This is a genomic window from Anaerolineae bacterium, from assembly GCA_014360855.1.
In the GTDB taxonomy this organism is placed as follows: domain Bacteria; phylum Chloroflexota; class Anaerolineae; order JACIWP01; family JACIWP01; genus JACIWP01.
The window spans coordinates 1-8,301 of sequence record JACIWP010000130.1; the positions used below are offsets into that span (position 1 = coordinate 1).

Here is an 8,301-nt window from a genome sequence, read left to right on the forward strand (position 1 = left end):
GGAATCGCGGAGGATGAGGCCGGCGCAGAGCCCGGGGACGGGATGCGGAGCCTTTGCCCCACATAGATAAAGTTTTGATTGCGCAGGCCGTTGGCCTGCATGATGGCGCTGATCGATACGCCGTAGCTCGCCGCGATGCTGGTCAGCGTCTGCCCGGCCTGCACGATGTGGAAGGTGTCACTGCCGGCGCTGGCGGTGGAGGCGGCGCTGGCCGTTTGGGCACTGCCGGAGGGGATCACCAGCCGTTGGCCGGCGAACACAAAGTTGGGGTTCGGCAGGCCGTTGGCCCGCACCAGGTCTTCCACGCTCACGCCGTACTTCCAGGCGATCGCGGTGAGGCTCTCGCCGTAGCTCACCACGTGATAGCCGGCAGGCTCGCCGGCCGAGGCGCTGGTGCCCTGTGAGGGGATGCGCAGGCGCTGTCCGACATAGATCCAGTCGCGGTTGGTGAGCTGGTTGGCCTGCGCCAGGGCCTGGGCGCTGACGCCGTAGCGCGCGGCGATACTGCTCAGCGTCTCGCCGGCTTGGACGATATGCACCGGTTCCTGGGCCAGGGCCGGCAGGGCGCCGGCGGCGAACAGCAGTAATGCCATCAGCAGAGCGGAAACCCAGCGGGCGCGCATATCCACCTGACAGCCTCCTTGCGAGTGGAATGGCAGAGCACCATGTCCTCGATGGTACACGCTTACATTATACAGGATTTGTGCGCCCTGCATAGGGCTGTGGGAGGATTTTAAGATAAAAGCTCTCGGCGCGAAGCGGCGGGGAGGGTTTCCCTCCCCGCCGGCGGTGCTGGCTTACTCTTCGACAATGCGGATGTGCAGTTCCTGGAGCTGTTTGGGGGATACCGGCGAAGGCGCTCCGGTCATCAGGTCCACGGCCGACTGGGTCTTGGGGAAGGCGATGACCTCGCGGATGTTGGGTTCGCCGGCCAACAGCATGACGATGCGGTCAATGCCGGGGGCGATGCCGCCGTGGGGCGGCGCGCCGTACTCGAATGCCTCCAGCATATGGCCGAACTGCGCCTGGATCTCCTCGTCGGAGAGGCCCAGCACGCGGAACAAGCGGTTCTGCAGGTCGCGGCGGTGGATGCGGATGCTTCCTCCGCCGACCTCGTACCCGTTCAGCACAATGTCATAGGCCTTGGCGCGCACCGCCGCTGGGTTGGTCTCCAGCAGGTCCCAATCCTCATCGCGCGCCGAGGTAAAGGGATGATGTTTGGCGGTGTAGCGCTGTTCCTCCTCGCTCCACTCCAGCAGGGGGAAGTCCACGATCCAGCAGAAGGCCAGCACGTTGTCATCCATCAGGCCGAGCCGCCGGCCCATCTCCACCCGCAGTTCGCCCAACACTTCGGCGACGACCTCCGGCCGATCCGCCACCAGCAGGATGAGGTCCTCCGGGCCGGCGCCGGCGCGCTGGATGATGCCGCGAATTTCCTCGGGCGTCAGGAACTTGGCGGCCGGCGAGCGCACCCCCTCCGCATCGGGGATCATCCAGATCAGCCCCTTGGCACCCAGGCGCTGGGCGTACTGCGCCAGCTCATCCAACTGCTTGCGGGTATAACCGCCGGCGCCCGGCACGCACAGTCCCTTGACCTTGCCGCCCTTGGCCAGCGCGCCGGCGAAGACGCTGAAGCCGGAGCCGGCGACGATGTCGCTGAAATCAATGATTTCCATGCCGAAGCGCAGGTCGGGCTTATCCGTGCCGTAGCGGTTCAGGGCCTCTTCATAGGAGAGGCGCGGGAAGGGGATCTGCTGGATGGTCTTGGTCAGGCCCATGCCTCCCTCTTCAAAGGGCCGGCGCATGGCCTCCACCAGGCTGATGAAGAGGCCCTCGATGAGCTGGAGGATATCCTCCTGGTCCACGAAGGACATCTCCAGGTCAAGCTGGGTGAACTCCGGCTGGCGGTCGGCGCGCTGGTCCTCGTCGCGGAAACAGCGAGCGATCTGGAAATAGCGCTCGATGCCGGCGACCATGAGCAACTGCTTCAACTGTTGAGGGGACTGCGGCAGGGCATAGAAGCGCCCTTTGTGGAGCCGGCTGGGCACCAGGTAGTCGCGTGCCCCCTCGGGCGTGCTCTTGATGAGGATGGGCGTCTCGATCTCGATGAAGCCGCGGGCGTCCAGATAGTCGCGCATGAACTTGACCACGCGATGGCGCAGGACCATGTTCCTCTGCATGCGCTCCCGGCGCAGGTCCAGGTAGCGGTAGCGCAGGCGCAGGGTTTCGTCCACATCCACGTCTTCGTTGATGTAGAAGGGCGGGGTCTTGGCCTCGTTCAGGATGACGGCCTGCTGGGCCAGCACCTCGATATCGCCGGTGGCCATTTTGGGGTTTTCCAGGCCGGCCGGCCGGGCGCGCACCTGGCCCGTGATCTGGACCACGTACTCGTTGCGGAAGCGGGCGGCCACCTGGTGGGCCTCCGGATAGGCGGAGGAGTCGAAGACCACCTGGGTGATGCCCCAGCGGTCGCGCAGGTCAATGAAGATAAGCCCGCCGTGGTCGCGCCGGCGGTGCACCCAGCCGGCGAGGGTCACCGTCTGTCCCACATGCGAACGCCGCAGTTCCCCGCAAGTATGGGTCTTCATCATAGGCCTGTTCCTTCGTGCACAAGTTTTCCTGCTATTATAGCGCGAGGGGCGAATTCTTCCAAACGGCCTGCGCAGGCCCTGCTCCACCGCTGTGGTGATTTCCATCTGCCGGGCAGTTTCGGAAGCATGCACGCCGGACAGTTATCGGGCCCTGGGATCGTACAGCGCTTGTGATTGCGAATTTCGTAATTTTTTATTTTCCTATTGACATTTTTCGCAAAATATGGTATCATATAGATAGGCGCGCAGGTATGGAGAACCCTATGCCCGCACAACTGGACGAACTGGACCGGGACATCATCCGCATCCTGCAGGAAAACGGGCGCATTGCCAACGTGGAGATCGCCCGCCGGCTGGGGGTCGCCGAGGGCACCATCCGCAAACGGCTGGACCGCCTGCTGGATGAGGGCTGGATACGGCTGGCTGTGGCGCTCGATCTGCCCCGCGCCGGCTATCCTCACCACGTCTTTATCGGCGTGCAGTGCGAGCCGCAGGCAGTGTCGCGCCTCGCCGGCGCCCTGCGTCGCGAGAGCGCCATCATCGCGCTGTACCTCATCGCCGGCGAATGGAACCTGCTCGTCGAAGCCGCCTTTGACGGGCCGCGTGCCCTGACCCATTTCCTCCTGCATACGCTTGGCCAGCAGAGCGGCATCCTCCGCACCACCGTCCTGCAGGTGTTGGAGACCGTCCGCTCGCCGGCGGATTGGCGGCTCCCGCCGGCACGCCCCGGCCATATCCTGGTGGTGGACGATGATCCGGACTTCGTCGAATTCTGCCGCACTGTGCTGACGCACGCCGGCTATCAGGTCAGCTCCGCCGCCAGCGGCGAACAGGCGCTGGCGCAGATGCACCTCAGCCGGCCCGACCTGGTACTGCTGGATGTGATGATGCGGGATATCTGGGATGGCCTGCATGCCGCCGAGGAGATGCGTGCCGATAAATCGCTCGCCGGCATTCCGGTGGTGATGGTCTCTTCCATCGCCGATTCGCCCTACGCCGGCATGTTCCCGATGGACGCATCGCCGGCGGCCGACGCCTTTCTGGCGAAGCCCATCGCGCCCGACCGATTGGTGGCAGAGGTGCGCCGGCTCCTGGCCAAACGCGGGTGAGGCCTTCGCCTCGCTGTCCCAGCGCCGGCCCTTGGTACTTCGATCGCCGTTCGTATCGCAACATTGCAAGGAGGGATGACCATGTGCAAGGTACTGGTAGTAGACGACGACCCTGATTTCCTGGAGATCACCCGCATGGTGCTGGAGAAAGAGGGCTACCAGGTGGACCTGGCGCAGAGCGGGCCGCAGGCGCTCGAGAAACTGCGCCAGTCTCCGCCCGATATTGTCCTGCTGGACATCATGATGGACACGGTGCTGGAGGGCCTGCACATCAGCCATGAGATTCACGAGAACCCCGACTTGAAGGGCTGTAAGGTCATCATGGTGACGTCCATCATGGACACCGACAAGGCCGGCCTCTTCCCCACCGATGAATATGTGCCGGTCGAGGCCTGGCTCACCAAACCGGTCCAGCCGGACAAGCTGTTGACAATCGTTGGGAAATATTGTACACATCGAAAGTAGTAATTTCTCCGCTTGGCGCGCAGGGATGGGGAGCGAGGAGCAATGACGCGGGTTCTGCTTGTCGACGATGACCCCGATTTTCTGGAGATCACCCGCCTGGTGCTGACGCATCACGGCATCGAGACCTTGACCGCCAGCAGTCGGGCGCAGGCCATGTCCATCCTCCAGCAGGAGCGTCCCGACGTCATCCTGCTGGATGTCATGATGACCTACACCCTGGATGGTATGGACATGGTGGCACAGATTCGCCGGCTTCCGGACCTTCGGGACACTCCCATCCTCGTCATCTCCTCGCTCAGCCCATCCCAGGTCGCCGAGATGCTCCCCGCCAGCTCGCTCCAGCAGATCCAGGGCTGGCTGGTGAAGCCCGTCCGGTTGGAGGATCTGGCAGAGAAGGTGCGCGCATTGTGTAAAGGCTAGGCCGCCGGCGGCGGCCGGCAGTTTCCACAGGAGGGCGGCGTATGGCCAAGACGAAGATCGGCGGCATTATCCAGAACACTCAACTGGCGGCAGTGCGCGTCTCCGGCATTGCGGACCGCCCCGGCGTGGCGGCCGCTGTGCTGACCGCGCTGGGCCAGAACGGCATCAGCGCCCAGTTCATCGTGCAGTGCATTGACCTGGCCAGCCAGGACCATATCGTGGTGTGCGTGGACCGCGACCGGGCAGATCTCGCCTTCGAGCTGGTGCAGGGCGCCGCCCAGATGCTCCAGGCGCGCCATGTGGACCTCATTCGCGAGGTCAGCCTGATCTCCATCTTCGGCCCCGATTTCCGGGAGCGGCCTGGCATCGCCGGCGCCATGTTCTCCGCCCTGGCCCAGCGCGGCATCAATATCTTCGCCATCAGCACATCCATCTCCACCGTCTCCTGCGTCATCAATCGCCAGGACACCGAATCCGCACTGGAGGCGATTTCGGACACCTTCGAACTGCCGTGATACCGCACTGCCCGCCGGCGGCACCGCCAGCACAGCAAGGGGTGAGATGATATGACACAGGGCGAACGACCGCAGGACATGGCTCCCCATATGCCCGCCAAGGCGGTCGCCGGCCTCCGCTCCCCCATCGAGGCGGAGGTGGCGGAGCGCCTGGCCTGGTTGATCCGCCTGCGCTGGCTGGCGGTGGTCGGTACGCTGGCGGCCATCGCGGCGGCTGACCGGATTGTGCCCGGCGCGCTGCCGTTGGGCGCGCTGATTGCCACCACGGGCTTCATCGCCGCTTATAACCTGGGCTTTCACCTCATCGCCCGCCGGCTGGCCGGCATCCGCGACGAGGCGCGGCGCGCCCTTTATGCCCGCCGCTTCATCCACTTCCAGGTGGTGCTGGACCTCCTCTGTCTGACCGTGCTCCTCCACTTCGCCGGCGGCATTGATACCCCCTTCTGGGCCTTCTACGTGCTGCACATCATCATCGCCAGCATCCTCCTCTCGCCGCAGAGCGCCTACGCCTACGTGGCCGTGGCGACGGTTTTCTACGGCGCCATGGTCCTGCTGGAATTCTTCGGCATCATCCCCCATATTTATCTGAGCGGGCTGGCATGTCCTGGCTATTATGCCAGGTGGACGACGCTGTTATCCACGGGCAGTGCCTTCCTGGCGACGCTGTTCTTCTCCGCCTGGATGGCCACCAGCATCTCGGCCCGCCTGCGGGCGCGGGATCTGGAGCTGGTGCGGCTGAACGTGGAGCTGGAACGCCGCGCCGAGGAGCTGAGCAACCTGAACCGCCGGCTCCAGGAGATAGACGAGGCGCGCAAGCGCTTCGTGCGGGTGGCCGCCCACGAACTGCGGGCACCGGTTGCCGCCGTACAGAGCTACGTCCGGCTGATCCTGAGCGGCTATGTGCCGGCGGAGAAACAGGAGGAGATCCTCACCCGCGTCGAACAGCGGGCGCTGGAACTGCTGGACCGCATCAACGACCTGCTCATCCTGAGCCGCATCCAGGAGCATGTCGAGAAGCGGGAGCAGGTGAACGTGGCGGAGGTGCTCCAGAAGGTGGTGGAGCTGATGCGGCCGGCGGCCGAGGAGAAGCGCCTCCGCCTGCAGGTGGAGATCGAGCCGGACGTGCCCCCGATCCTGGCGGACAAGGAGCAGATCCAGCATGTCTGGATGAACCTGATCAGCAATGCCATCAAGTACACGCCGGCCGGCGGCTATATCGAGGTCACCCTCTCCCACCGCCCCACCTCCATCATCGGCGCGGTGCGGGACAGCGGCATCGGCATCGCGCCGGAGGATCAGGAGAAGATTTTCCAGGAGTTTTACCGCACGGAGGAGGCCAAGCAGATCGCGCCGCACGGCACCGGCCTGGGCCTATCCATCGTCAAGCAGATTGTGGAGGGCCTGGGTGGGCGCATCTGGGTCAGCTCGGCGCCGGGCAAGGGGGCCAAGTTCACCTTTGTCCTGCCGCGCAGTGATGTGGCCGCGCCGGCGGAGGAGCCGGCGGAGTAAACCGGCGAGGAATTTTTGTGATATAATTGGGGGTGGGTGTAGGTCATCGGCGGGTGCATAGTGCTGCGCGGCGTAGGCGAGGCGCCGGCCGTTAGGGCGACCTACACAGGTGAAGGGTAGCGGAGGTTGTGAGATGAAAAATTTGGCAGAAATACTTCCAATGGAAGCGATTGCCGAATTCTGCCGGCGCTGGAAGATTCGCGAAATGGCGGTATTTGGCTCTGTGTTACGCGCGGATTTTGATTCAGAGAGCGATATTGATGTTATCGTGACCTTTGAAGATGACGCAGAGTGGAGTTTGCTGGATCATATCAGAATGCAACAGGAACTCCAGGCTGTGCTTCAGCGGGATGTTGACCTGGTGACGAAGCGCGCTGTGGAACGGAGTCAGAACTGGATACGGCGCAAGGAGATCCTGAGCACGGCTTCTATCATCTTTCCTGGGAACAAGGCGGCTTCGTATGAGGCGAGATGAAGGCACCTTATTGGATATGGCCAGAGCTGCGCGCGCCATTCTGACATTTGTCCAGGGTCTGCAAAAGGAGGATTTTCTGGAAGATTTCAAGACCCAGTCCGCCGTGCTCTATCAGTTGATTGTGATTGGCGAAGCGGTCAAACGACTATCCTTCGAGTTGCGTGAACAACACCCGGAGATACCGTGGGCGGCGATGGCTGGGATGCGCGATTACCTGATACACGGGTACGATATAGTGGATTGGGACGAGGTGTGGAGAACGGCGACCAGAGATGTACCTGACCTGTTGCACAAATTGGATGCTTTTCTGCCACCAGGGGGTTGGGAACAGGAGTAGGCCGGCCAACCCGCGCTTGTAGCCGGCTGTTGGCCGGCTTTTTTCAGGCACCCTGGATGCTGTCGAAGATGATCACAGCGGTTCAACTTATTCCGTACAGGACTGCCAGCGACGACTACGCTTCCGCCGAGCATCTCAAGGCTCATTGTGCTCGGATGAAGCAGGAACGTCATCCAATGTATTTGACGCTGGACGAGCTTGATAGAGTCCTCCAGTGGAAACTACGTGGTCAGTACGGAAGACAGCGGGAGAGGCGCAAGGCAAATACGGATGCAGTGGTACGGTTCGTAACAGGAGCTGCACTTTCTATCGAACATCCTGACCTAGATTATGAAATTGAGTTGCGGTTCGGGATACTATGCTCGCTTCGGGGAGTAGGCGTTCCTGTGGCATCGGCCATCCTGGCCCTTGTATTTGCGGAGAGATATGCGGTGATTGATTTCAGGGGTTGGAGACAGGTGTTTGGTGAAGAGAGGACAGCGTTTTCTGTTTCGGATTACAAACGCTACCTTCGAGCGGTACAGAATCTAGCCCAAGAGTTGGGATGGTCTGTCCAAGAAGTTGACCTGGCGATTTGGGAGTATGATCGTGTCAATGGCGGAAAGGCCATTGCGAGCACAGCGGCGGGCTAACCCGCGCTTGCGCCTGACGCCGGCTTCTCTCCACTGGTGCCACAGGTGAAGCTGGGCGCAGTGCTTCCCCCGACTGGACCCGCCGGCATTGGTCTGCCGGCCCTCCCACACCCTCCCCACCTCCACGCGCACTGCCCCATACACAGCAAAAGGATCTGACTCTTACCCACTTTCATAGGCGAGAGACCATCGGTAGGTGAAGAGAGCGCGTCTGATCAGTCGGGGCTTGAGGATCCAGGGCATAGCCA

General features: G+C 62.7%; 10 protein-coding genes. 8 read left to right on the plus strand and 2 right to left on the minus strand.

Translation table 11 applies throughout. The features are described 5' to 3' along the window. On the minus strand, positions 1-623 hold a 623-nt coding region (locus tag H5T60_08390), incomplete at its 3' end, for a LysM peptidoglycan-binding domain-containing protein (GenBank protein MBC7242448.1). A gap of 174 nt (positions 624-797) precedes the next feature. Further along, complete coding sequence (aspS, locus tag H5T60_08395) at positions 798-2,591, minus strand: aspartate--tRNA ligase (protein MBC7242449.1); 1,794 nt, start codon at positions 2,589-2,591, stop codon at positions 798-800. A 263-nt stretch (positions 2,592-2,854) separates the two neighbouring features. Here aspS and H5T60_08400 point away from each other — a divergent pair, with 263 nt between their 5' ends. From H5T60_08400 to H5T60_08435, 8 genes are all read left to right on the plus strand, one after another. Further along, positions 2,855-3,700, plus strand: coding sequence for a response regulator (locus H5T60_08400; protein ID MBC7242450.1), 846 nt, complete (start codon positions 2,855-2,857; stop codon positions 3,698-3,700). Positions 3,701-3,781: 81 nt separating this feature from the next. Further along, on the plus strand, positions 3,782-4,165 hold the full coding sequence (locus H5T60_08405; GenBank protein ID MBC7242451.1) for a response regulator: 384 nt from the start codon (positions 3,782-3,784) through the stop codon (positions 4,163-4,165). 42 nt (positions 4,166-4,207) lie between these two features. Then, positions 4,208-4,585: a response regulator gene (locus H5T60_08410; protein ID MBC7242452.1), complete on the plus strand. Its 378-nt coding sequence runs from the start codon at positions 4,208-4,210 to the stop codon at positions 4,583-4,585. A gap of 41 nt (positions 4,586-4,626) precedes the next feature. Then, a complete protein-coding gene (locus tag H5T60_08415; GenBank protein ID MBC7242453.1) occupies positions 4,627-5,100 on the plus strand; it encodes an ACT domain-containing protein in 474 nt (157 codons plus the stop codon). A gap of 90 nt (positions 5,101-5,190) precedes the next feature. Further along, the gene (locus tag H5T60_08420) at positions 5,191-6,609 is read left to right on the plus strand and encodes a HAMP domain-containing histidine kinase (GenBank protein MBC7242454.1); all 1,419 of its coding nucleotides are present in this window, start codon (positions 5,191-5,193) and stop codon (positions 6,607-6,609) included. A gap of 133 nt (positions 6,610-6,742) precedes the next feature. Continuing rightward, on the plus strand, positions 6,743-7,084 hold the full coding sequence (locus tag H5T60_08425) for a nucleotidyltransferase domain-containing protein (protein MBC7242455.1): 342 nt from the start codon (positions 6,743-6,745) through the stop codon (positions 7,082-7,084). Further along, a complete protein-coding gene (locus tag H5T60_08430) occupies positions 7,071-7,421 on the plus strand; it encodes a DUF86 domain-containing protein (GenBank protein MBC7242456.1) in 351 nt (116 codons plus the stop codon). Before H5T60_08425 ends, H5T60_08430 begins: the two co-directional genes overlap by 14 nt. A gap of 68 nt (positions 7,422-7,489) precedes the next feature. Next, a complete protein-coding gene (locus tag H5T60_08435; protein MBC7242457.1) occupies positions 7,490-8,053 on the plus strand; it encodes a hypothetical protein in 564 nt (187 codons plus the stop codon). The last annotated feature ends 248 nt before the right edge of the window (positions 8,054-8,301 follow it).